This is a genomic window from Vibrio sp. 2092, from assembly GCF_033339635.1.
GTDB lineage: Bacteria > Pseudomonadota > Gammaproteobacteria > Enterobacterales > Vibrionaceae > Vibrio > Vibrio alginolyticus.
In genome coordinates this window covers 126,394-148,574 of sequence record NZ_JAWOUY010000008.1, presented here as the reverse complement: position 1 = coordinate 148,574, position 22,181 = coordinate 126,394, and the positions used below count along the sequence as shown (strand labels likewise).

Below are 22,181 nucleotides of genomic sequence, written 5' to 3'. Positions count from 1 at the left end.
AAGTTATACTTTCCCACCAGTTAAAAGACAACGTGACTCAGAGTTGCAAAAAGGTAACAATCATGGAATTGATGAACAATGAGCTGATCTGCTTTGCTGCCATTTGTAAACACCTCTCTCTTACAGAGGCATCAAAAGAACTTGGAAAGTCGAAAGCTCAAGTCAGCAGGCAGCTAGCAGCATTAGAAAGACAACTTGGCGTAACACTCGTCCACAGGACAACAAGGAAACTCGTTTTAACTGATCATGGCGAAAGCATTAGAGAGCTTGCTATCAAGACGTTAGAGAGTTTGCACGAGTTAAATTACAGAGCTAGCTCGTTGAGTGAATGCATTGATGGAAAGTTCAAAATCACAATGCCCAACTCTATAGCCTCTTCTATTTTTGGTTCTGTTCTTAAAGACTTAAAAGAACGATATCCAAAAGTTGATTTTGAAATATCATCAAGTAACAATGTAGAAAATTTATTAGAAAGCAATGTAGATTTAGCGATTAGGCTTAATAATGTTATTGATGACACTCTTATTGCACATAAAATTGGTGATTATAGTGATGTTTTGATATCTAGGGTAAGTAATGCTAACAACAAAACACTATTAATCTACAAACATCATTCGAATAAGGAATCAATTAAAAATCAATATACTGATGTTATCGAAGTTGATAACACCTCTATTTTAATAAACTTTGTTTCTGAGGGAGTTGGGGTTGGTGTCATTCCAAACTATCTTGTTAAAAGTAACTATATAGACAAAAACATCCGAATATCGCAAACTTTTGATATAGAACGTTCCATGTATATTGCCTACCCTTATCAAAACCCTTTGCCAAGAAAGCTAGCTGAGATATCTACTTTTATTAGGTCTGAGTTATCACAAGTATTGAAGAGTGAGTCATTTTAGGGCGGTTGTTCAGATGCGTTGTCTACTCAACTAGGCCTAACGCTAATCTTTGTAACATATTGTTTCAGAGGTATTTATTAACACCCCCATCTTTATGCTTGCTATCACAATGTGAGATGCTCTGCCGTCTTGTTATCAAGGTTTTGCGTGGAATAAATCACGTGGGGTAAACGATAGATTGACTTACATTAAAATTTTCATCAAAGGCAACTTTATATAAAATTGATTTCATACCAATCTATGTGTATCTTCTACCCATATCCCCACAATAACCAAGGAGAATGCCATGGATAAGCTACTCGCGTCTGCATTAGAAATTAAGCAGCGAACTATGGTGACTGGCTTTTTTGCTAGAAATGGATTCAAAATCGCTATGACCGATTTTGATGATGTCACTTTTGAGCGAGAAGGCGTGCAAGTTAACGTACATTTTGATCTGCAGTCAAACGCGGAGTCTGCATCTGTTTTATCTCATGAGGCATCAATCATTCCTGGCTAAAAACTTTTATTATCACCGATACACCAAGCCGAACATAAAAGTTCGGCTTTTTAGTGACAAAAAATGATGAGTGCGAACAAGAGTTGTCGATCACTCGTCTAAATAGACGATTAATAAATCAGCTTCAACTTCGTTCACAACCTTTGGTATCGATGAAAAAAAGCGACTCAATAAGTTGTGATGATGACCACAGACAACTAAATCTATCCCCTCTTTTTTGACGATTCCCGATAGTTTTATATGAAGATCGCCTATTACTACCATGGTCTCGTTTACTGGGTATAAGCATTTATCAGCGAGCTCTTGCAGCCTTCTTTCCAATTCTTGCTCTTCCTTCGCTTCCATGACTATGCGATCAACATCTACGTAAACAAATGAGAGTTTGCTGCTTGAGTTATCTGCTTGCATTATTGCTTTTTCGATAACGGCTTGGCTAGATTGAGATAAGTCGACAGCAACCAAAACGTGCTTATAACCCATCATTCCTCCCTAGGTTAGTTTTTGTTCTCATATTAAGTCTAGTCCACATAGAGCGAACACAACATCAAAACTACTGCTACATGATAGTTAAAGGAGTTTAGTGTAAAACAGGCAAATAGTTTTCATTGCAACCTTGTTGCTTCCTCTCATCCAAAGATCAACGATGTTTTTCCAATTTCTTCTCTAATTATCGGACTATTTAACAGGAAGGATGCCAGAAAACATTACGTTGTAACACGCGTTACTACTCTTGATTTCTACTACTCTTGAGGTTTCATATTACCCACTTCAACGTCGCCTAGTTTAGTAAAACTACTTTAGATTAAGCATGCTCAATATGTAACGCTCCGCTCAAATCCAGGAGACGTATTTCGGCTAAAAAAAGCAGCTCAATAAGATGAATTTCGCTTCATCTATTACATATGTCTGCGAGTGCTTACTGTTTTTATATCGCTTATTTAATAACTCCAGTTGAATTATCGTTATAAGTTACGGTGTCTCTTTTTTCTTTTTTTAGCATAATCTTCTGCCTGAGAACGAGGCTCTCTTGGGCTTTGTAATTAAATTACAAGATCAATCGCGACCAATATGGTTGGCAGATTAAAAGACCGAGGTAAATAATTGATATAATTGAGTTTAATTTATAAGTTCTTTAAAAAATGCCTAATTACCTGCACTATGCAAACCAAGGTTAACATAATGAGGTAAAATTTTACCAACTCACTATTTAGTCTTAAAGGTAATTGAGCAAGATTAAAATCATATAGGTATAGTAAATTGTAGTTACAGCGTAACCAGGGTGGTATTTGGGAATGTAAAGGAATAGAAAATAGAAACGCAAAAAAAACAGGGCGTATGCCCTGTCCATGAATTGATTAGTTTTGTTGCTGTTGTTTTTCTGCGTACTCAGATCGAATCCGTTCGGCAACAATTTTGATAGCTTCTGCAGTACTTGTGCCCTTCGCCATCAATTCTTGAATTCTCTCTACAGCTTGTTGTTGCTCTTGGTGAGATAGAGGGGGTAAATCGTCAAACATAAAAAGCTCCTCATTTTGAGGAGCTGACTATAACGATTCAATTAATAGGTAGCAAGGAAATTAATGGATGCACCCATAGCGTTCTCGTTTGTGTACTGAGCTGCGATATCCAATTCGAACAACTTAAGTGGAGACAACCCGATACCAGCAGTAATGGTTCCTTCGTCATTACTTCGAGCTAAGTTCTTCATATACCCTGCTCGTAATGCCATTTGACGCAAAATATCAAATTCAATACCAGCTCGAATCATTTGCGTATTATCATCAAAGGATGAAAAACGTTTTTCTTCGTTAAGATCGTAGTCAACACTCATCGTAAAGTAATCGGCAACAATCCCTGCCCCAACGGTGTATACAGGACGCATGCTATATTCGTATGATTTTATCGTATCGCTGCCATATTGGAATGACTTTGTTTTAACGTCTCTTCCGATCAAATTTTTCGCTGAAATACCGAGACGATATGGGCCAAAGAACCAAAGTGCGCCGGCGTCTAAGTTAAACATCGTTTCCGCGGTCTCATTTTCACGTAAGTCTTTAGTATCAAAATTCTGAAAACTCGTGGCGTATGAGTATGTGTATATACGCTGAAGTTTAGGAGTAACACCAAAAGAAAGGTGTTGGTTCATGAAATTAGTGTATTTAGCAAGTGAAATACCTGCTTCAGCCACGCCAATAGAAACACCTTGTACATAGCTATCATCTAATGGATTAGTACCTGAGGTATCAACATTTGGTTGTACGAATGATTCAGTGTATAGCTTACCGTATGCAGTTGCAGATAAGAATTTGTTGGGAATACCAATGGCAACGACACCACCAAGATCAAAGTCTGTCTTTTTCCCATCGATAGCATCCATCGATTTTTTGATTTCATCGACGTCTGTCAATTTGCTGATGCGTTCGATCTCATCAACTAGATCATATTGATCATCGTAGCTGCCACCAAAACTTGGCACGATCATGCCTGCATCGTCATTTCGGCGATAAATCGCAGTAAGAGCGGGGTTGAAAAAAGGCGCAGTTAGATAAGTTGCTGATACGGTACCAACGCCACCCATTGCATCACTACGAGCCTCTATCGCATAAGTAGCAGCAGAGGCAGCATTAGCGAAAAGAATAGTAGCAACAGAAGTGGCAAGAATTTTATATTTGTTTTTCATACTACACTTGTGATTTTAGTTCGTCCTGAACCTTTATCGGCACAAGTAGTATTTCTTTAACTATTCTTCTTGGGAAAGATCATAGGTTCGGCTAATAGTTTGAGCCTGCTCAACAATTATATCGCCCTGCCAACGGCGACTATTGATACTTACCGCCAATACGTATCTATCGTTTGGGACACCCGCTAGCTCCAATGAATTTGGATAGTTAGACTCATAAGTCTTTTTCCACATTTGCTCGTACTGGCCATCAATGTAGTCATACAAACCAACTTCAAGTTGCGGTAATGGACAATGGGGATTACGAAGTGCGCTCTTTTCTACTTTCCAATTCTCTTTAGATGTCCAACGAACATATTGAGAAGAGTTTGAATCTCCAAGTATTACCCAAGTTCGATACTCTTGTTTATCAGTAGAAACAACGGTTAAGTGATATAAACCAGCTTCAAGCTTGCCTGTTAAGTTATAGCGTTTCGAGTAACTACGCTCGTTGGCAAGTTCTGTCCCGTTCGGCTGTTGTTCATAGCTGAATGAACTGTCCGCGGATATAGAATCATCCACCCATCGATTAAATGAAATATTTTCGATGTCAGTTGTAGCTCTTAGCTTGATCACCAATCTAAATGTATCTCGCCCAGGGCTTTGAATAGTCTGACGAATAACGTTCACACCACTTATCCAATCAGGCAGCGTTACACCAGTGAGAGCCTTGCCACAGTTTTTAGATAGTGACTGACCAAGAAGATCATTAAGGTGAGGAGTCAAATCTTTACTTGGTTCCGTTTGCCAGAGTTCAACAAGAGAGTTGAACATACCCGCAAGATCATCTTCAAGTAAGTGTTGATGTGCCTGTGTTAAAGGCGTGTTAGTTTGAAACCAGTCCATCGCATGGACTGGTTTCACTAACGCTAATGAGACAACTACAGGGAGTAGTATTTTCATTACGACTTATGCTTTCATCTTGTAGCCAACACCACGAAGTGTTTCAATTTCCAGTCCTGGCAGTTTTTGACGAAGCTGTAGTACATGTGTATCAACCGTACGTGTTGTCGGGAAGTGATTGTAACCCCAAACGTGGTCAAGTAGCTCATCACGAGTAAACACGCGACCTAAGTTTGACGCCAAAAATAGCAGCAAATCAAACTCTGTTCGAGTAAGCGTAATTAGCTCGTCTTTATAAGTCACTTCACGAGTCGAGCGGTCAATCTCTAAGTCTTTTGTAATCACTTTATCAGCGTTGCTTTGTTCTGCTGAATCCGGTGCTCGTAGCTGTGCACGGATTCTCGCAAAAAGCTCCGCCTCAGCAAAAGGCTTTGTTAAGTAGTCGTTCGCGCCGGAATCAAGGCCTGCAACTTTATCTTTTACGGTAACAAGTGCCGTTAACAAGATAACTGGTACGTCTTTAATCTGTTTCCATTCTGGGAGACATTGTACAGAGTCACCATCTGGGAGTTGGCGATCGAGAATTACCAAGTCAGCTTTTTTCCATTGTGGCTCTACGTCTGCAATACGCTCCACATGTAAACACTCATATCCTGCTTGTTCCAGGCTTACTAACAGGCCGTCAGCCAAGTTTTTATCGTCCTCAACGAGAAGCAGTGTCTGTTTCACAAGGTATCTCCAATATAAAAGTTGTAGGTGGTCCCATTAAGGACATTTTTCCGCCCATGCGGCCTACCATAGATTCAACGATTGTTAATCCAAGTCCTAACCCGCTCTTACTTACGAACGGTTTCTTCAAATTTGCCCAATCTTTAGCCGTTAGGCCTCCTGCATCTCGGACTTGGAATACTATTTTTTCTTCACTAGTTGAGACATCCAATTCAACCGGTGCGACACCGTACTTAAGCGCATTACGAAGCAAGTTATCGATACAAGTTCCTAACCAGTACACATTAACTTTAGCAGCCACATCTTCATTGATGTTAAAAAGCACGGCACTATCAAATTCTTCTTCGATCTTAAATTCTAACCAATCTGCAACGGATGGTACCCAGTCTGTTGCAAGCATTTGGTTATCAGATTGCAAATAATCTTTACTCGCTTCTGCCAATTGACGCAGGCGGCGCGTATCTTCACACAATCTGCGGAATTCGTCATACACACTTTCAGGCAAATGCTCGAACTCTCGACGAAAGCCCTCAACCGTTAGTGACAGGGATGCAATCGGTGTTCTGAGCTCATGCGTTAAAATTTGCAACACGAGCATTCTACTACGTAGTTCTTCTCGCTTGCTATTCCAACGGTACACCGCCCAACCAATCACCAAAAGAATATTGGCGATTACCAGTATGATCATACTGATCCGCAAAACTTGCGAGTGATCTTCTACATCCCAACAAATATTGCCTCGTTTAACAAAGCAACTTTTGCTTTGAGAGGCTAGAGCGTATGACAGACCCGCATTCGCTACGTTCTCTTGCCAGATATCTTTCTCGAAAACAAAGTAACGGTCACCACGTCTTAGCCAAAGTTCATTACCTTCAATAAACATGCTCGCGCCTGCAATCAAAGCATTAATGGCGTCGTCATCCATGTTTTTCAAGCTTTCTAGCAACTCATCCCCTTCCTCGTTATCACGCTCTTTTATATGCATGTACTGAGATAGTTTGGGTTTGAGTTCTGGATACTTATCCACATAACGTGCCGCGTACGTCCCACCACCAGGGTGAATGAGACCACTACGCGAGAACCAACGAGGTGTCAGCTGCGTCCCTTTACAAATCGCTCTTGTAAATACTAAAGGCTCAGTAATTAAAGGACTTAATGGTAATTTGCCACGACAAGTATTCGCCAAGCTGTAAAGCTGTTGGATATCTTTTAACGGATAGTCAGACGTTTGCGGCAGAAGCGAATCTGGCGCAAGTAACTTGGTAGGATAATTTGATTGCAGAATACGAATATCGTACGACTTAAGAGCTACTTCATAGTTAAATAGCTCTGTAAACGTATCTATTCTTTCTGGTAGTGAATCGGAAAATGCAGGTGCCGAAAAAAGCGGCAATACAGTTGCAAAACCGAGCAAAAACTTTTTAATCAAACTGTTACCGTCACTTGTTACATTAGCCAAAACTATACATCAATCTACAAGCAATTGACATCAGCTAACAGAAGGATTTGCATTACTATAACATTGAAACGGAACAAAAAAGGGCCAGCGATTGCTGACCCTGTATAGTTTTAAATCAAGAATGGTTAAAGTGCTTTAAAAATAGACTCAACACTTTCTTTCGCATCACCAAATAGCATTGATGTATTTTCTTTGAAGAACAGTGGGTTCTGTACCCCTGCGTAACCCGTATTCATTGAGCGCTTGAATACCACTACGTTTTTCGCATTCCATACCTCCAATACGGGCATACCAGCGATTGGGCTGTTCGGATCTTCCAGTGCGGCTGGGTTGACCGTATCGTTAGCACCGATAACCAATACGGTATCGGTTTCAGCAAAGTCATCATTGATTTCATCCATTTCAAGAACGATATCATACGGTACTTTTGCTTCAGCGAGTAACACATTCATATGCCCCGGTAGACGACCCGCTACTGGGTGAATCCCAAAGCGAACTTCAATACCTTGTGAACGAAGTACATCAGTAATTTCATGAACAGGGTATTGTGCCTGAGCTACTGCCATGCCATATCCTGGAGTGATGATTACTGATTTTGAGTTCTTCAACATCTCTGCAACTTCTTCAGCCGTTGTTTCACGATATTCGCCCTGCTCTTCGTCACCTGAAATCACTATCTCTTGACCAAAACCACCGGCAATAACACTGATAAACGAACGGTTCATTGCTTTACACATGATGTAAGAAAGAATCGCACCTGATGAACCTACCAAAGCACCTGTTACAATCAATAGATCATTTGCTAGCATGAAACCTGCTGCCGCTGCTGCCCAACCTGAGTATGAGTTCAACATAGAGACAACAACTGGCATATCAGCACCACCGATTGAAGCGACTAAATGGTAGCCGAATGCGAACGCGATCAAAGTCATCACAATAAGAGCGAACATGCTGCCATCTGCTTTTACGAAGTAGATCATAAGAAGCGTAGAAATAACAACCGCTGCGAGGTTCATTTTGTGCTTATGAGGCAGGTTAAGTGGCGACGAAGAAATCACACCACGCAGCTTACCAAATGCGACAATTGAGCCGGTGAAAGTTACGGCACCGATGAACACACCCAAGAATACTTCTACAAGGTGGATAACATGCTCAGCATGTGTTGCTGCTTCTGGCGCATCTAGGTAGCTGTTGTAGCCAACTAAAACCGCAGCTAAACCTACAAAGCTGTGTAGAATCGCAACCAGTTCTGGCATCTCGGTCATTTCTACTTTCTTCGCATAGAAAATACCGATCGCACCACCTATCGCCATCGCGATAATGATCCAACCAAAACCTTGCGCATCTGGGCTAAAGATCGTCGCTATCAGCGCGATCGTCATACCAGCGATACCGTAGTAGTTACCATTACGAGCAGACTCTTGCTTTGAAAGCCCCGCCAAACTCATGATGAAAAATAATGCAGCAACAATGTAAGCTGCTTGTACTAATCCTGCAGACATTGTGACTCCTATTTATCTTTGCGGAACATTTCAAGCATACGCTTGGTGACGGTGAAACCACCGAAGATATTGATACTCGCGATCAATACAGCAATAAAAGATAGGAATGAAACGACGCCATTACCTTGTCCAATTTGCAGTAATGCACCAACGACAATAATGCCAGAGATAGCATTCGTTACTGACATTAGTGGAGTATGAAGTGCATGGGTAACATTCCATACTACGTAGTATCCGACAACACACGCTAGAACAAATACAGTAAAGTGAGAGAGAAACGCCGCTGGAGCAACAGAAGCAACCCAAGCAAAGGCTCCAACAGCCGCTGCCACACCAATAATTTTCTTCGTTGGAGACGTAGGTTCTTCTACTTTAGGCTCTGGCTTCACAGGCTGTTCTTGTTTCACTTGCGGCTGAGCTGAAACCTGAATTGGTGGCGCTGGCCAAGTAACTTCACCTTCTTTCACCACGGTAACGCCACGGATAACAACATCTTCAAAATCAATATTGATGTTGCCATCTTTCTCTTTACACAGCAGTTTTAGAAGGTTAACAAGGTTTGTCGCGTAAAGCTGAGAAGATTGTGTAGGCAAACGACCAACCATGTCAGTGTAACCAACAATTTTTACCCCGTTATCCGTCATGATAACTTGGTCTTTCACTGTATATTCACAGTTACCGCCATTAGCGGCTGCCAAGTCAACAATTACACTGCCCGCTTTCATGCTGTCGACCATTTCTTTGGTGATCAACTTCGGCGCAGGTTTACCAGGGATGAGCGCGGTCGTAATAATGATATCAACATCTTTAGCTTGCTCTGCGTATAACTCTGCCGCTTTTTTGTTGAAGTCATCAGACATTTCTTTTGCGTAGCCATCCCCAGAGCCTGACTCTTCTTGAAAGTCAACGGTCAGGAACTCAGCGCCCATCGATTCAACTTGCTCTTTTACTTCTGGGCGGACGTCAAACGCACGGACAATGGCACCTAAGCTACCTGCAGCACCGATAGCCGCCAAGCCAGCGACGCCAGCACCCGCAACCAATACTTTCGCTGGAGGTACTTTACCGGCAGCCGTAATTTGACCTGTAAAGAAACGACCAAACTCATGAGCTGCCTCAACCACTGCACGATAACCAGCGATATTAGCCATCGAAGATAGCGCGTCTAAGGCTTGTGCACGTGAGATACGAGGAACGGAATCCATGGCAAGAACGTTAATGTTCTTACTGGAAAGTTGTTCCATCAACTCAGCATTTTGAGCCGGCCAAATAAAGCTAACCAGTGTTGCTCCATCTTGCAGTAACGCAATTTCGTCAATGCCTTGCTCATCATCCACAATTGGCGCATTAACTTTTAAAATAAGGCCAGATGCCCAAACTTCTTCACTAGAAACGATTTTCGCACCAGCTGCTTCATAAGCGGCATCATCGAAACTCGCTAGCACCCCCGCTTGGGATTCAATCGCGACATCGAATCCCAATTTTATTAACTGCTCAACCGACTTCGGCGATGCAGCCACTCGCGATTCACCCGCGAGTATCTCTTTAGGTACACCGATTTGCAAAACGCATACTCCTTGTATACATATCAATAAATTAGTCCCAAAACAGAGCGTCGCTCTACTCTAATTCTTTTTTATTTCTATCTGTTTACCACGCAAGACAATTGCAAACGAAAGATGATGTTTGGGGACACCCATTTGCACAATAACACCTTGACTAACAGCCCTGTTATTATTCTGTTTGTATCGAACGCGTCTCATTACTTCAAGTGTTTTGTAATTTAAATACTAAATTTCATTACATATAACGCTAAGTAATGAATTATTGTCGCTCTGTACACGAAAAATAACAACGCAACACCGTACTAGACTGAGGTCTAACCAGGTAACGATTAAATACTGACTTAACAGAGATTTAAGCGTTAAAAAGAAAGAGCCACTAGCATATACACTAATGGCTCTTTTTAAGATGACTGGAATCAAATTGCAGTAAATTGCTAGTCGAAGATTTTATCGCCCATTTGATCAATAAACATTTGAGATTTCTTCAACATAAGGTCATTGGCATCTTGCTCTGAGCCAAGCAAATCGGAGCGAATAAACCGATGTGTTTTCACTTCATCATTGTCATGCTTTTCTATTCGACCAGCGATGCGATATTGTCCGCCCTCTGAAAGGCTCTCTGGGTAAATAAGGAAACCTTTATACTCAACTGGTTCGATATTTTTGGCTTCAACCGTTTTCTCACTACCACCAAACAAACGCGAAAAAAATCCCACGATTCCTCCTTGGGTCAGCTCACTAGTCAACTGAGCGACTCTTACTTAATATTAACGTTAAGGATCGGTTTTTCATACCAATCCAACTCTTTGTCATCATCATAACTAGTATGGGAAAAAATTACAGGCACATCATACTCTCGGTTCTTACGCCTGTCTTCTTTCACCATTTCTGCGGCGTTTTTCACCGCTATATCCGCGCTTTGCTTAAACTGGCTTAATTTTTGTTCAGAAAGTGAAGACAAAAAATCAATATCATGACGGATATAGACAGGCTTGAGCTGGATAAGCGCAAGGCAAGCAATATCGGCTAACTGTTCGTTGTCATACTGTTCTAAAAATTCGGGCAAACTGAGAACCTGGCCTACTAATGTTTCCATGTAGTTGTGCACATCTGAGCTTATCTGCATCTGTAAATCTCCTTTTTCCTATGAAATGAGTATAGCAACGACTTGTTTATAACAACTTATTGATTGCTCTTAATTTAATCAATCTCTCTCTTTTTGCCGTAATGTCTTCCAAAATACTTGGGAAAAGGAACAAATAGACGTATTCTTGCTAATTCTCAAAGTTCGAAATTCAATAACGGATAAATATCCATATTGATAAAACGATTTACCTAACCAATTATATAGTCAACTATTTTCAGGCAGTTTGTAATAGATGTCCTCATCGTCAATGACTTCATCAGGCTTCAGATTCTTATTCCCTTTTTTGCTACTGGGCATAGTGAGTTCGGGCATGGACAGCATTATTCAGATGACTCAGGCAAACTGGGGCATTGCCGCAAACTTGCCGTACATACTATTAGGTTGTGCGCTACTCCTTTGTTATTCATTTAAGCAAGGCAGAGAGTCCATGGTGTGCTTGGCAATGTTGCTAGCCTACTTCGTGATACAGCACCGCCTACAAGTCCCTCTTCAAAGTGGTACCGCTTTACTTGAGCTAACCATTTTAGCCACGTTACTTCCTGTCTCGTTTCTTACGGTATTTTTGTTTAGTAAAGAAGGTTTTGACTCTAGAGCCATGTTGACTTACATCTTGATGTTAGCAATGTTCGTTCTTTGGTCTTATCTAACGCTAGCATATTACGTTGAAGGAGGGTTTGAACAATGGACAAGCGGTATTTTATTTATTGTACCTACGGTCTCTAAACTGCCTTTAATTCTTGTTTTATATTGCGTGGGTATTGTCTGTTTTCTTGGAATCCTTGTTTTAAAGAAGAATGAAATTATCCATGCGATGACCTACTCTGCCATGGTATTGGCGTCTGCGACGTTCATTTCCTTTGATGTGCAGTACATATCAAGCACCATGTTTACGCTAACAGGGCTGCTTATCATTATTTATGCCGCTTCCGCTAGCCATCAACTGGCTTTCACCGATAGCCTAACGCTGATTCCGAGCAGACGTGCACTTGATCTCGATCTAAAACACATGGGTAAGAAGTTCACGATCGCAATGCTTGATGTTGACCATTTTAAAAAGTTTAACGACACCTACGGTCACGATACTGGTGATGACGTTCTAAAAATGGTCGCTTCGCGCCTCACTAAAACCCCAGGCGGCGCAAAAGTTTATCGATTTGGCGGAGAAGAATTTACCATCGTTTTTAAAGGCAAATACGCTGACGAATGTAAGAACTTTTTGGAAGAAGCTCGCAAATCGATTGCAGAATACGAGATGATATTACGCGATGAAGAATCTCGCCCTGAGAACCATAAACAAGGACAAAAACGTCGTGGTAGCAACAGCTCGAAAAGAAAGTCGGTTTTTGTTACCGCAAGTTTCGGAGTTGCTGATAGCCGGAGTGGGCAAGCTCCTCTGGACGTCATTAAATTAGCGGACGAAGCACTTTACAAAGCGAAAAAGGCCGGACGTAACTGCATAAAGCTTCGTTAGACCCTCACCAATCGTGAAAGTTAACAAGCTTGTCCGGGTTTACAACAAAACCGAACTTCCCCATCAGCATAATAACTGCACTCATCGTTGCCACTATCCCGATGTTATCTATCTAATCAAAGGTATAAGGTATACGCCCGATTGCGACATTCCGTTCGCACTGTTTGCCTATCTTACTTTGAGTTAGCTTTAAAATAACCACCAAAAGTGACAACGCAACAAAAAGAATAGCATTCATAAGATTTTGTTTTTAAAAAGAATTAACTACAGTATGTGTGTTTCTTCCCAAAGACTTCGAGGTATATAGTGCTTTATCAACGGTTGCATACAAGTCTGATTGCACTTCTTTCCCTGTCGGTTGAAAAACAAAAACACCCTGTGACACTGTCACTCTATTTGACACACTAGAATACTCATGTGGGTAATCGAGAAAATACATAGCCTCTTGTATACGCTCGGCTTCTCTTTCTGCTGTTTGAGTGTCGGTACACCCTAGCAACACGACAAACTCTTCTCCACCATATCGACCTACATATTCCCCAGAGCGACAAAACGTCGCCTTTAGTTGATTCGCAATCGCTTGTAAGCAACGGTCGCCTTCAATATGACCGTAGTTATCATTAAACGGTTTAAAAAAATCGACGTCCAATAGAATCAAAGCCATTGGCATGTTGTGACGGCCATGCCATGCAACCATCGATTCCAACTTATGGTCGATATAACGGCGGTTATAGAGTTTGGTTAGGCCATCTTCATTCGCTTGCTGAGTCAAAAGTTGATTAACCTGCTCCAATTGAGCTGTCGCTTGCTTAAGCTCTCGTCTCATATGAGCAATACGCTGCATTGCGATAAGTTTAGAGTTCAGTACCAGTTTATCTACCGGCTTAATTAAATAGTCATCACCGCCCGCATCTATGGCTTTAGCAATCATTTCTGGCTCTTCGTGACTACTCAAGAAAATAATTGGGATCCAATCCGGAAACGTTTCTCTTATATGAAGAGAGACTTCAAAACCGTTCATATCTGGCATTGATATATCGAGTAACACCAGTTCCGGATCAAAACTCTCGTAGGTATTTAACGCCTCTAGTCCACTACCTACGGCTTTTACAATATGTCCAAGTTGCTTTAGACGAATAGCCAACTGCATCCTGTCTAGCTGAACATCGTCAACCAGAAGGATTCGCATCGATGTCCCTGTCGGTTGCATAACGCGTTCCATTTTTAATTATGTCTTTATTAAACATATACCATACTCATAGAGTTGTTGCATTTGACTCATAATTAAGTGCTATATTTTTGTTTGAATATCACGGAATCCATTGCATAAAGCAGTTAGACTGGACGTTACCCTATCTAATCATGGCCTGTGAGCAGAAGTTCAACAAACTCATTCACTTTGGTCATCTTGCGGGTTAATGGGTATAGCTATTTGATGCATTTGGTATTAATATTCCCGCCTTTTTGTAATGAGAGACACACCATGTCAGAAGCAACTAACAGCGAAAGCAAAAAAATCGATCTAGCCAGCATTTCTCCAGAGCTACGTAAAGTTATCGAATTTGACGAAGTTCCAGAGCAAATGTTCGAAATGGTTACCTCTATCCATGAAGTGTCTGAAGAAGCGGTACGTGAATCATGGGACGAAATGCCAGCAAGTGCACAGAACATTCTAGACAACTTTGAACAGTTTCATGCTCTAGTTTCTGTAGGCCAAGCATTCGCTGGTATTAATGTGATGGAAGAGTTTCCGACTCTTAATCTGCCAGAAAACATGACAGATGAAGATAAAGAAGAATACCGTGCTCAACTACTTGATAATGTGCTTCACAACTGCGTGAAAGACATGGTTAAGCAACTGAAGAAAGCACGCCGTGACCCACTTCTTAAGCGTGAATTCAAAGAAGTATTCGCGAAGTAATTCCGACATTCTTCTAGTAAAAAAGGCCGCACTTTGCGGCCTTTTTTGATCATGATGCGTAAATCAGTCTAAACGGTTAATGAGGCGCTAGTGCCATATCTTTTTGTGTCACACTGACACCTTTAATTTGCGCAAAAACACGGCTACCAACTTTTAGGTTGAGATCGTCAAGGGCCCACGGTGTGATCGTTGCCCACAAATAACATTTCTCGTCTAGCTTGAGTGATACATTAATACTCTGTTTGTCATCGGCTGCGTTAAACACTTCGATGGAATCGACAATAGCAGGCAGAATATTTCGAATCGACGTCGCCTTGGGCTGCTCGAGCGTGATAGAAACGTCATTGGCACGCACTTGCAAGCGTATTGGCGTGTCTGGTGTTCCGTCAATCTTTTGCACCCACAGGAATACATTAGGTGCAAGGTTGATACAAGTCAGTGCATAACGTTCATGATGTTCAGCAATCCGGCCTTCAAATAAGCTGCTTTGATCTGAGAAAGATTGCCATGGACGCATAGCATGAGAAGCCCACACTTCCTCAAGCTTACCTGAACTCGAAATTTTACCTTGGTCAATAATTGCAAGGTGCTGAGCAAGCCTTAAAATTTCCTGGAGACTGTGTGTGACATAGATAATAGGGATATTTACCTTCTCCGACAACTCCTCGAGAAAAGGCATTACCTCACGCTTTCTTGGCATATCGAGTGAGGCAAGTGGCTCATCCATCAAAAGCAAATTGGGCTTAGATAGCAATGCGCGCGCAATCGCAACACGTTGCTTTTCACCACCAGAAAGTGATACCGGAAAGCGCTTTAGTAACGGTTTGATAGACAAGAGTTCGGTGACTGCATCAAAATACTCGTCATCTTTTTCTTTAACGCCATATAACAAATTGCCTTGAACCGAATAGTGAGGAAACAAACGTGAATCCTGAAACACATAACCAATACCACGCTTGTGCGTTGGTAGGTTGATTCCCTGTTCACTGTCAAACAAAACATGCTCACCAACCGCAACATACCCTTGCCTTGGAGTGACCAATCCGCTGATGATGTTAATCAACGTCGTTTTACCTGCACCAGATCGTCCAAACAAGGCACTAATTCCGTTACAGGGTAACTTAAGTTTGATGTCGAAGTCAGTCTCACCAAGCATTTGTTTAAATTGGACTTTAATCGTCATTGTTTCGCACCCAATCTGCTTGCCGCTTTACGATTTAGCCATTCAGAGATCATTAATGTAGACAAGGCTAACGCGATAGAAATGATACACAGACGAGCCGCCTGCATTTCTGCACCTGGCGTTTCAATAAAGTTGTACATTGCCAGCGGAATCGTTTGGGTCTCACCCGGAATGTTAGAGACGAAACTGATCGTCGCCCCGAATTCGCCAAGACTACGAGCAAATGACAGCATCGTGCCCGTAATAATTCCGGGAATGGTCAGTGGTAACGTGACGGTGAGAAACACTTTTAAAGGAGAAGCGCCTAACGTAGAGGCTGCGTGCTCCAATTTAGGGTCGACGCTATCTAAGCTTAAGCGTACTGAACGAACCATCAAAGGCAAAGCCACGACAATACAAGCGACGACTGCCCCTTTCCAATTAAAGCTAAAGACTACCCCTAAGTTTTCATAGAGCCACTTTCCAAGGAACCCTTGTCGTCCTAAAGAAATCAACAACAAATAGCCGATTACCACTGGCGGCAATACCAGTGGTAAATGAATTAAGCTATCGAGAATCGATTTACCAAAGAACGTTTTTCGAGAAAGTAGCCAAGCAAGAAAAACGCCGAGAGGAATCAGCCAAAGTACTGCATACGAGCCTACTTTGAGGCTTAACATTAAGGCTTGGTATTCCAGTTCTGTCACGCTTCGTTCCTATAATTGAAGGCCGGTTTATTGCTGAAAGCCATATTGAGCAAAAACGCGTGCGGCTTCGTCCGATTTTAGGTACTGGAAGAACTGCTCCGACTCAGTAGAATCATTCACAATTGCAGCCGGGTAAACAATAGCCGCATGCGTATCACTCGCAAATTCGCCGACAATTTTGACTTTATCAGTTAACTGAGCATCGGTTTTGTAGACCACACCTAAAGGCGCTTCTCCACGTTCAACCAACGCCAAAGCTAAGCGCACATTCTTTGCTGGTGCGACGTGAGTTTGAACCGCTTTCCATACACCCAGTGTAGTCAATGACTCTTTCGCGTACATACCAGCAGGTACTGACGTCGGATTGCCTAAAGCAAGACGATTTCCATGCAATGCCTTCTCCCATGCCTTTGCATCAGAAAAGTTAAATGAGGTTAATTCTGAAGACTGAGGCGCAATCAACACTAAGCTATTGCGCACTAGATTTGTGACATTGTCACGATAAATGACCTCTTTATCGACCAAATAATCCATCCATTTCGTGTTCGCAGAAATGAATACATCCGCTGGTGCGCCATTGATAATTTGTCGAGCGATAGAAGAAGAACCACCATAAACGGGAGTGATAGAAACGTCATACTTTTCTTCAAAGTTTTGCGCGACCTCGTTAATCGCATTCGTCATAGAAGAGGCTGCATACACTTTTAGGTTCGTTGCTGCATTTGCTGAAAATGAAATGCTTAATACTGCCGCAAGGCAAGCATGCTGTTTCCATGCTTTCATAGAGATACTCCAATACAAGGCAAGCGAAAGAACAGGTTATTTGAATATAAAGTTCAATCAGTTAATGTGCTATTTAAACAAAAAATCAAGGCGCATATGTTGTTCTATCGCATCTGCGATGCGATTAATGCCTTGCTCCTTTAACTCTTCAAAGTCTTGTTGTTTGATTTGGGTGCCGTTTACCCATTCTGATACCAGGCTTAAGACATCTGCCTCGTCAAAGAACCCGTGAAGGTAGGTTCCCATGATTTGGCCACACTCGCTGATCGCCCCCTCCGCTTCACCGGAACTAAATGTAAGAGGTTGCAGGCCCCGTACTTCACTTCGCCCTACGTGGATTTCATAACCCTTTACATTGGCTGTTTTGCCGTTAAGAGAAAGCTGTGCTTGTGTGTTTGTAAGCTGTTTGCTGTTAGTTAGCGTCGTAGTGATATCAAGCAAGCCAAGTCCTTCGCTTTGACCTGGTTGGCCTTCGACGCCGTTTGGATCATCAATCAAGTTTCCAAGCATCTGGTAGCCGCCACAGATACCAATCACTTTTCCACCAAGACGAATATGACGCAAGATATCTTTATCCCACCCCTGGCTTCTTAGATAATCCAGATCGTCTCTGACCGATTTGGTCCCAGGCAAAATAACCAGGTCGGCTTTATCTATTTTTTCGCCTTTACCTACATAACGTAGATTGATGTCTGGATTCAATCGCAGCACATCAAAATCAGTATGATTACTAATCCGGGTTAAAACAGGCACAACAACATTCAGTTTTACCTCAGAGTGCAACTCTTGCTGTGCAGTGATCGCGTCTTCTGCTTCTAAATTCAAACCATGAAGAAAAGGAAGTACACCAAGTACAGGTTTACCTGTTTTTTCTTCTAGCCAATCGAGGCCCGATTGCAATAAACGAATATCACCTCGAAAACGGTTGATAACAAATCCTTTTACTCGCGCTTGTTCAGATTCAGAAAGTAACGCAAGTGTTCCGTACAAATGTGCAAACACTCCACCACGATCAATATCAGCGACAATGATCACTGGTACATCAGCGGCCTCAGCAAAACCCATGTTTGCAATATCGCCTTCTCGTAAATTGATTTCAGCAGGACTCCCCGCGCCCTCGATAATGATCGAATCAAATTCTTGAGTCAGACGAGAGAAGGAATCTAACACCGTGTCCATCGCCACTTTCTTGTAATCATGAAAGCCAGCCGCATCCATATTGGAAATCGCCTTACCCTGCAAAATGATCTGAGCACCTGTATCACTGTTAGGTTTAATCAAAACCGGATTCATATGTACGGTTGGCTCAATATTACACGCCTGTGCCTGAACGGCCTGTGCTCGACCTATTTCACCGCCATCTTTGGTTACCGCACTATTTAGTGCCATGTTTTGTGGCTTAAATGGGGCAACATTTATCCCTTTTCTTGCTAATACACGGCATAAACCTGCCACAAGGACACTTTTTCCGGCATCCGAAGTGGTGCCTTGAACCATTAAAGATGGGATCGCTGATTTCATGAACATTCGTAAGGAATAGAGGAAGATGAACAATCATAACGTCATCGTCCCCACTTACTCAAGCAAATGAATAGAATATGAATGTTGAAATCATCATTGGTTCAAACAAGCCCTGTTTTAATGACCCCATCAAAACAAACCGATGAGGATGTAACATGAAAAAGAATACAATTATCGCAACAATCGCCGCCTTAGCTATTGCTCCTTCTATCGCGTTCGCGAAAGATAACGCTCAAAACCAATCAAACTTGCAGTTTAACGGTCCTGTCACTGTGGAAAAATTGGATGCCTTGCTAAACGACTCCAATATGTTTACTGAAAAAGATGTGGTCGTTGAAGGTAACTTATTGCGTCAAGTTCGCGCGGATAAGTTTGTCTTTAGCGATGGTTCCGGTGAAGTGATGGTCGAACTCGATGACGATATTCAGCTAAATACTCCGATTGATCACACGACTAAAGTCCGTCTGTTTGGCGAATTTGAAGGCGGGAACAAACCAGAGATTGAAGTCGAACAACTCGTAGTCATGTAAAACAAACCCCGATTGCTGTGCATATCAACATGATGTAGTGACGATTACAGCTAAATAGTGACGGCAAGCACTTAAAATGATAGCTTTATCAATCTTGGTCTGCTTTTTGCAGACCATTTTTTTGTTCATTTTAATCATCTTGCCCGGAGACACCATGCTAGGTAAAGCTCTAAAGGTTGCAGCCTTTGGTTTGTGTGCTATTTTGCCACTTTCCGCACATGCAAATAATTTCAACTACAACACGATGGAATTTCGCATGGGCACTAGCCCTGGTACATTTGGTGGCGAGTTCAATACCTACTTTACAGAGAATACCCATTTCATTGCTCGCGCAGACAGTGAATTCAGCGGAGACTGGGACATTGCTGGTGGTATAGGCTTTAATGGGCCAGCAGGCCAATTTGCAGATATTTATGGCCAAATGTTGGTACACAACATTAAAGAGAACGGCAGTGATAAAGTCGGCGACGAATGGCGCACGGAAGTGAATATTGGCACTCGTATTTGGTTTATGCAAAATGTTGAGCTACATGGCCGTATCGGCCAAATCATAGATAATGACGATTCGAACACCATTTACAATCTGGGCGCACGATTCCACTCTACTCAGCAACTATCGCTTGGTGCAGATTTCAAAAATAATGGTGTCTATGGCCAGCAAATTGTAATGTCTGCTCGTTTTGCATTTTAGTGGACATGACTATGACTACCAGGGCATCACAAGCAAGCATATGATTCAATAAAAATGGCCTCCAATTTTGGAGGCCATTTTTTGTTAATCACGAATTATTAGCTTGTAGCAGAAACTAGCTGTAATACATCAGTTTTTAGCGGTTTTTTTAGGTTTATCTTGCACATATTTTTTCGATACATCTACAACGGCGATATCTCTAAAAAAGCTTCGACCAAGCAAAATTGGAAACGTCATATGTCCGCGATCCGCTAACGTAAACTCTGTCTTTTCTTTGTGATCCCCAACGGTAATGTAGGCTTTTACCACCGCTCGTTTATCCACCTCTTCTGACGAAGACTGCTTAACTTTAGCCCAGCGCTCAACGGGTACTTTAAATTCTTTGGTGTCTTTGTCACCTAAATCTATCTTAAATTTAACCCAGTCTTTACCATCACGCTCAAACGGAACAATGTCAGTCGCACTAATTGATGATGTTGTCGCACCTGTATCGACTCTAGCCTTGAAAGTCTGGTCAATTTCAGGAACATAAACCCATTCTTCAGAACCAAGAATTAACATGCCATCGGGTGTTTTTGTGACCTTGACTGGCTTCTTAGGCTTTGGTTCCGGCTTTTTCTCAGGTTTCGCTTCTGGTTTGGGCTCCACCTCTGGCTTTGGATCTACATCAGGTTTCACTTCTGGCTCGACTTTAACGGGCTCTTCGACCTTTGGCGACTCTGGCTCAACAGGTTCCTGCGTCGTTTGAGTTGACGTACAAGCAATTAAACTGCCGCTCATCATAAGCGGCAGAATCAGTTTCCAGTTTTTCATCCACACTCCAATTAAGCTTGAGATACTTTCTTAATTGCGTCCGCTACGTATGGAATATGAGTTTCGGTAAGTCCGGCAATGTTAATTCGACCATCGCCAACACCATAAATGCCATAATCTTCACGCAGTTGCGCCATTTGGTTTCCACTAAAGCCTAGCACAGTAAACATGCCTTTGTGACCCTCAATGAAATCAAATTGATCTGTATTATGGTTGTTTCTCAACTCGTTACACAAACTTTGACGAAGGCTAACCAAACGATGTTGCATTTCACTCAATTCTTGCTTCCAAACGGAAGTGAGCTTGTCATCTTGCAGAATGGTCTTGACTAAAGCTGCACCATGGTCGGGTGGCATCGTGTAAGTCGAGCGAGCTAGAGTGAGGAGTTTACCTTTTGCATTGGTTACATCATGCATGTTCTTACCAACCACAATCGCTGCACCAGTTCGTTCACGGTACAAACCAAAGTTCTTCGAACATGAAGTAGTAATCAACATCTCTTCAACGTTATCTGCCATAAAACGAAGACCTTTTGCGTCTTCTTCTAGGCCATCACCGAAGCCTTGGTAGGCAATGTCCACAAATGGGATGAAACCGTTCTTCTGCGACAATTCTGTAATGGCTTGCCAAGCAGAGAAGTCAATATCCGCACCAGTTGGATTGTGGCAACAACCATGAAGAAGTACCACATCTGAAGGCCCAGCTTTCGCAAGATCATCCATCATTTTTGCGGTGTCTACTTGTTTCGTTTCCGAAGAGAAATAGTGGTAGAACTTAACTTTAAGGCCTGCTGCTTCCATTACTGGCTTGTGGTTTACGTAACTTGGGTTGGAAATCCAAACCGTCGTATCTGGCTGTGCGATCTTCATCAGATCACCGAGCATACGCAGCGCACCACTTGCACCTGGCGTTTGAATTGCTGCAACACGATCCATTGCAGACGTTCCCGTCAGCAGCAAATCGATCATGCTTTTATTAAATTCTTCGCAACCCGCAAGACCAACATAAGACTTGGTTTTTTGAGTTTCAACAACGACATCCTGCGCCATTTGAATGGCTTTCATAATCGGCGTTTCGCCTGCGCTGTTTTTGTATACGCCAATGCCAAGGTCAACCTTGTTTGGACGTTCATCGTTACGGTATGCAACGGATAGAGATAAAATAGGATCTAATACGGGAGTTGGGAGATTAGAAAACATGAAAGTCATAACCCTTTG

23 protein-coding genes are annotated in these 22,181 nt (G+C 42.1%); 6 read left to right on the top strand and 17 right to left on the bottom strand.

Annotated elements, in window-relative coordinates; all coding sequences use genetic code 11:
* Positions 1 to 62: 62 nt before the first annotated feature.
* On the top strand, positions 63 to 902 hold the full coding sequence (locus R7P80_RS15420) for a LysR family transcriptional regulator (RefSeq protein ID WP_213895842.1): 840 nt from the start codon (positions 63 to 65) through the stop codon (positions 900 to 902).
* 286 nt (positions 903 to 1,188) lie between these two features.
* Positions 1,189 to 1,401 carry a hypothetical protein gene (locus R7P80_RS15415; RefSeq protein WP_005376260.1) on the top strand — a complete coding sequence of 71 codons (213 nt, stop codon included), beginning with the start codon at positions 1,189 to 1,191 and terminating at the stop codon, positions 1,399 to 1,401.
* Positions 1,402 to 1,491: 90 nt separating this feature from the next.
* Here the strand turns inward: R7P80_RS15415 and R7P80_RS15410 are convergent, their stop codons facing one another.
* The 10 genes from R7P80_RS15410 to R7P80_RS15365 all read right to left on the bottom strand — a co-directional run bounded on the left by R7P80_RS15410 (position 1,492) and on the right by R7P80_RS15365 (position 11,344).
* Positions 1,492 to 1,881 (bottom strand): universal stress protein, encoded by a 390-nt coding sequence (locus R7P80_RS15410; protein WP_017634770.1) that lies wholly within the window; start codon positions 1,879 to 1,881, stop codon positions 1,492 to 1,494.
* An 875-nt stretch (positions 1,882 to 2,756) separates the two neighbouring features.
* Positions 2,757 to 2,918, bottom strand: coding sequence for a YoaH family protein (locus tag R7P80_RS15405; protein WP_005376257.1), 162 nt, complete (start codon positions 2,916 to 2,918; stop codon positions 2,757 to 2,759).
* A 41-nt stretch (positions 2,919 to 2,959) separates the two neighbouring features.
* Positions 2,960 to 4,081 carry a conjugal transfer protein TraF gene (locus R7P80_RS15400; RefSeq protein ID WP_005388052.1) on the bottom strand — a complete coding sequence of 374 codons (1,122 nt, stop codon included), beginning with the start codon at positions 4,079 to 4,081 and terminating at the stop codon, positions 2,960 to 2,962.
* Positions 4,082 to 4,141: 60 nt separating this feature from the next.
* Positions 4,142 to 5,023 (bottom strand): DUF2861 family protein, encoded by an 882-nt coding sequence (locus tag R7P80_RS15395; protein WP_005388048.1) that lies wholly within the window; start codon positions 5,021 to 5,023, stop codon positions 4,142 to 4,144.
* Positions 5,024 to 5,029: 6 nt separating this feature from the next.
* The gene (gene vxrB / locus R7P80_RS15390) at positions 5,030 to 5,692 is read right to left on the bottom strand and encodes a response regulator transcription factor VxrB (protein WP_005376251.1); all 663 of its coding nucleotides are present in this window, start codon (positions 5,690 to 5,692) and stop codon (positions 5,030 to 5,032) included.
* Positions 5,667 to 7,121 (bottom strand): sensor histidine kinase VxrA, encoded by a 1,455-nt coding sequence (gene vxrA, locus R7P80_RS15385; RefSeq protein WP_025767766.1) that lies wholly within the window; start codon positions 7,119 to 7,121, stop codon positions 5,667 to 5,669. The genes vxrB and vxrA overlap by 26 nt, the downstream gene beginning before the upstream one ends.
* A gap of 155 nt (positions 7,122 to 7,276) precedes the next feature.
* Positions 7,277 to 8,653, bottom strand: coding sequence for a Re/Si-specific NAD(P)(+) transhydrogenase subunit beta (pntB, locus tag R7P80_RS15380; protein WP_005376248.1), 1,377 nt, complete (start codon positions 8,651 to 8,653; stop codon positions 7,277 to 7,279).
* Between the two features lie 8 nt (positions 8,654 to 8,661).
* Positions 8,662 to 10,218 (bottom strand): Re/Si-specific NAD(P)(+) transhydrogenase subunit alpha, encoded by a 1,557-nt coding sequence (locus tag R7P80_RS15375; protein ID WP_054575447.1) that lies wholly within the window; start codon positions 10,216 to 10,218, stop codon positions 8,662 to 8,664.
* Between the two features lie 434 nt (positions 10,219 to 10,652).
* Positions 10,653 to 10,934, bottom strand: a complete 282-nt coding sequence (locus R7P80_RS15370) for an HlyU family transcriptional regulator (protein ID WP_005376244.1) — start codon at positions 10,932 to 10,934, stop codon at positions 10,653 to 10,655.
* Positions 10,935 to 10,975: 41 nt separating this feature from the next.
* Entirely contained in the window at positions 10,976 to 11,344 is a 369-nt protein-coding gene (locus R7P80_RS15365) for a late competence development ComFB family protein (protein ID WP_213869755.1), read from the bottom strand.
* A 253-nt stretch (positions 11,345 to 11,597) separates the two neighbouring features.
* On the opposite strand from R7P80_RS15365, the gene R7P80_RS15360 reads away from it, so the two are divergent.
* On the top strand, positions 11,598 to 12,836 hold the full coding sequence (locus R7P80_RS15360; protein ID WP_182038277.1) for a sensor domain-containing diguanylate cyclase: 1,239 nt from the start codon (positions 11,598 to 11,600) through the stop codon (positions 12,834 to 12,836).
* Between the two features lie 250 nt (positions 12,837 to 13,086).
* Here the strand turns inward: R7P80_RS15360 and R7P80_RS15355 are convergent, their stop codons facing one another.
* Positions 13,087 to 14,046: a diguanylate cyclase gene (locus tag R7P80_RS15355; protein ID WP_017634619.1), complete on the bottom strand. Its 960-nt coding sequence runs from the start codon at positions 14,044 to 14,046 to the stop codon at positions 13,087 to 13,089.
* Positions 14,047 to 14,319: 273 nt separating this feature from the next.
* Here R7P80_RS15355 and R7P80_RS15350 point away from each other — a divergent pair, with 273 nt between their 5' ends.
* Entirely contained in the window at positions 14,320 to 14,757 is a 438-nt protein-coding gene (locus tag R7P80_RS15350; RefSeq protein ID WP_005376232.1) for a DUF3069 domain-containing protein, read from the top strand.
* A gap of 76 nt (positions 14,758 to 14,833) precedes the next feature.
* On the opposite strand, the gene modC is transcribed toward R7P80_RS15350, so the two are convergent.
* From modC to R7P80_RS15330, 4 genes are all read right to left on the bottom strand, one after another.
* Entirely contained in the window at positions 14,834 to 15,940 is a 1,107-nt protein-coding gene (gene modC / locus R7P80_RS15345) for a molybdenum ABC transporter ATP-binding protein ModC (RefSeq protein ID WP_054575980.1), read from the bottom strand.
* The gene (gene modB, locus R7P80_RS15340) at positions 15,937 to 16,626 is read right to left on the bottom strand and encodes a molybdate ABC transporter permease subunit (RefSeq protein WP_054575979.1); all 690 of its coding nucleotides are present in this window, start codon (positions 16,624 to 16,626) and stop codon (positions 15,937 to 15,939) included. Before modB ends, modC begins: the two co-directional genes overlap by 4 nt.
* A gap of 27 nt (positions 16,627 to 16,653) precedes the next feature.
* A complete protein-coding gene (modA, locus tag R7P80_RS15335; RefSeq protein ID WP_225491816.1) occupies positions 16,654 to 17,409 on the bottom strand; it encodes a molybdate ABC transporter substrate-binding protein in 756 nt (251 codons plus the stop codon).
* A 69-nt stretch (positions 17,410 to 17,478) separates the two neighbouring features.
* Positions 17,479 to 18,930, bottom strand: a complete 1,452-nt coding sequence (locus tag R7P80_RS15330) for a cobyric acid synthase (RefSeq protein ID WP_054728981.1) — start codon at positions 18,928 to 18,930, stop codon at positions 17,479 to 17,481.
* Positions 18,931 to 19,085: 155 nt separating this feature from the next.
* Here R7P80_RS15330 and R7P80_RS15325 point away from each other — a divergent pair, with 155 nt between their 5' ends.
* Both R7P80_RS15325 and R7P80_RS15320 read left to right on the top strand, forming a co-directional pair.
* Positions 19,086 to 19,460: a YgiW/YdeI family stress tolerance OB fold protein gene (locus R7P80_RS15325; protein ID WP_005376220.1), complete on the top strand. Its 375-nt coding sequence runs from the start codon at positions 19,086 to 19,088 to the stop codon at positions 19,458 to 19,460.
* A 154-nt stretch (positions 19,461 to 19,614) separates the two neighbouring features.
* Entirely contained in the window at positions 19,615 to 20,151 is a 537-nt protein-coding gene (locus tag R7P80_RS15320) for a hypothetical protein (RefSeq protein ID WP_017634623.1), read from the top strand.
* 129 nt (positions 20,152 to 20,280) lie between these two features.
* Here R7P80_RS15320 and R7P80_RS15315 read toward each other — a convergent pair whose 3' ends face one another.
* Positions 20,281 to 20,964, bottom strand: coding sequence for an ATP-dependent zinc protease (locus R7P80_RS15315; protein WP_005388032.1), 684 nt, complete (start codon positions 20,962 to 20,964; stop codon positions 20,281 to 20,283).
* A gap of 11 nt (positions 20,965 to 20,975) precedes the next feature.
* Positions 20,976 to 22,163 (bottom strand): aromatic amino acid transaminase, encoded by a 1,188-nt coding sequence (locus R7P80_RS15310; protein ID WP_053303643.1) that lies wholly within the window; start codon positions 22,161 to 22,163, stop codon positions 20,976 to 20,978.
* Between the last annotated feature and the right edge of the window lie 18 nt (positions 22,164 to 22,181).